This window comes from Duganella sp. Leaf126 (assembly GCF_001423125.1).
In the GTDB taxonomy this organism is placed as follows: domain Bacteria; phylum Pseudomonadota; class Gammaproteobacteria; order Burkholderiales; family Burkholderiaceae_D; genus Rugamonas.
On record NZ_LMNW01000022.1, the window covers coordinates 1 to 2,527 of the forward strand.

1 protein-coding gene and 2 rRNA genes are annotated in these 2,527 nt (G+C 53.9%); 1 reads left to right on the forward strand and 2 read right to left on the reverse strand.

From position 1 onward, the window contains the following. Positions 1-342 precede the first annotated feature (342 nt). A complete protein-coding gene (locus ASF61_RS11345; RefSeq protein ID WP_056155631.1) occupies positions 343-1,704 on the forward strand; it encodes a sodium-dependent transporter in 1,362 nt (453 codons plus the stop codon). Between the two features lie 488 nt (positions 1,705-2,192). Here the strand turns inward: ASF61_RS11345 and rrf are convergent. Continuing rightward, a 5S ribosomal RNA gene (rrf, locus tag ASF61_RS11350) occupies positions 2,193-2,305 on the reverse strand. Between the two features lie 146 nt (positions 2,306-2,451). Then, positions 2,452-2,527 (reverse strand): 23S ribosomal RNA (locus ASF61_RS11355); the annotation flags it as partial.

Sequence of the window (2,527 nt, forward strand, 5' to 3'; positions counted from 1 at the left end):
TTCTTGTGAACATTTGATAAGTTAAGTGTCACGCCACCGAAGCGGCGTGTGCACTGCCATCAAACGTCCACACTTATCGACTGTTAATTTTTAAAGAACTTGTTCGGTGCTTTTGACTGCGTTGCCGACAAAGCGTTTTGTTTGTCAGCGAAGAGGCAAGATTATGAAGCGTTTCGAATAATCCGTCAAGCACTTCTTTTTCTTCTCTCCGCTCGCTGCACACCTTGCTGCGTGTGTTGTTCTGCGAGGGGGCGAACTATAGCAAGGCCGGCTATAAACCTGCAAGACTTATTTTCGCACTGCTACAATCTCTGCCTTTTACTGCCATTGCAGAAAGCAGTCATGAACAATCAATCCATCAAACGTGGCGGCTTCAGCTCGAGCTTCGGTGTCCTCGCAGCAACGCTGGGCTCCGCAGTCGGCCTCGGCAATATCTGGAAGTTTCCCTACCTTACAGGCGCCAATGGTGGGGCCGGTTTTTTGCTGATCTATCTGTTGGCCACTTTGCTGGTGGGCTTGCCGGTCATGATTGCCGAGATCACCATGGGCCGCACTGCCAAGGCCAATCCGATCACCGCTCTGCAAAAGCTCAGCCCGAGCCGCCTGCCCTGGTGGCTGATCGGCGCCTCCGGCATGCTGGCTGCATTCCTGATCATGTCGTTCTATTCGGAAGTCGTCGCCTGGGTGTTTGCGTATGTCTTCAAGGCGATCGGCGGCTCGATCCTGAGCAGCGATCGCCATGTGACTGAGGGCGCATTCACGGCGCTGATTAGCGATCCGTTGCAATCATTGCTTTGGCAATGGGTGGTGCTGGTATTCATCGGCGGCATCCTGCTGATGGGCGTGACCAAAGGCATCGAAGCGGTGGCCAAGAAGTTGATGCCGCTGCTGTTCCTGTTATTGCTTCTGCTATGCGCCGTGAGCCTGTCGCTGGACAAGGCGCTCGATGGTCTGGCATTCCTGTTCCGCCCGGATTTTAGCAAGATCACTGCCGGCGTGATCCTGACGGCGATGGGCCTGGCATTTTTCAAACTATCGCTGGGCATGGGTACGATGATGACTTACGGCTCTTACTTTCGGGACGATCAAAATATTCCACAGACCACCGTCCGGGTAATGATCGCCGACCTGTTCGTATCGATGTTGGCCGGGATCGCTATCTTCCCCGCGGTATTTACATTCGGCTTCGCACCGTCGGCAGGGCCGTCGCTGGTATTCATCACGATTCCGGCTGTGTTTTCACAAATCCCTGGCGGCCATTTATTGATGATTGCGTTCTTCGTGCTGGCGGCGGTCGCCGCTACCGGTGCGATGTTGTCGCTGATGGAGGTGCCGGTCGTGATCCTGCACGAACGGCTGGGCCTCAGTCGCACGAAATCGATTTTGCTGACTATCGCCATTTTGGTGATACTCGGCTCCAGCTGCGCGCTGACCAATAATGTACTGGCTGATTTCAAGCTGTTCGGCATGAATCTGTTCGATCTGTTCGATTTCGTGTCATCCAATGTGCTGCTGCCGATCGGTGGTATTTGCCTGGCCTTGTATGTGGGCTGGGTATGGGGCGCGCAAAAGTTTATGCAAGCGTTATCGAATAATGGCGCCCTGCCCAATCACCTTACCGCGCGGGTCGTGCTGGTGTTGCTGCGTTACGTCTCACCGCTGCTGATCTTGCTGGTGATGCTCAAAGGCTTGAAGTTGTTCTAAAGCTGGAGCGGCAAATAACCGAGAGACCTCGTAGGCGGCCGCTCCTCCGCTGAGGCGGGCGGCAGCCTTGGGCAGCTTGTGGCGGGTATTGTGGAAAAGAAGTACCGGCAGCGCAATCGGGAACTGCCCTCTGCATTCACACTGCAGTATGCCAAGCATAAGGCGCGTGCTCAGACCATGCTGCGAACAATTCACACGCTTTCAAGGCATCGTCGGTAATTGCGTCGCCACCCCGACGGCAAGTGCCCATCGAGCAGAAACGCCTGTTCAGACCATGCTGCGTCCAAGTCATGCGCGTTTCAAGCACCTCAGTCATCACTGGCAGCGCCTTTAACATCCTGGCGACAGATTTCGGCCTATGTGTGCAAGCTAAAGCCGCCATATGCAGTAGGTATTGGCGTTGATGGTGAACGCAAGCCAGATATAAAGTCCAAGTCCAAAGCAAAAAACCCCACCAGGATCACCGGGTGGGGTTTTTCATATAACTAGCCTGACGATAACCTACTTTCACACTGGTTGCAGCACTATCATCGGCGCAAAGTCGTTTCACGGTCCTGTTCGGGATGGGAAGGGGTGGGACCGACTTGCTATGGTCATCAGGCATTGACTTGTACGGGCCGCGTTCGGATGAACGTTGCCCTGAATCTGGAATCGGTAAGTAGCGGTGGTATTGAACCACCAGGGTAATGAAGTTGTATCAACGAACGCTCAACGCACTTCTTATTCTCTATAACCTGCCAAGGTTATAGGGACAAGCCGTACGGGCAATTAGTACTGGTTAGCTTAATGCATTACTGCACTTCCACACCCAGCCTATCAACGT

What these genes read in the sequence shown, in the direction of transcription:
- ASF61_RS11345 (WP_056155631.1), top strand. Translation starts at nt 343, where the DNA reads ATGAACAATCAATCCATCAAACGTGGCGGCTTCAGCTCGAGCTTCGGT.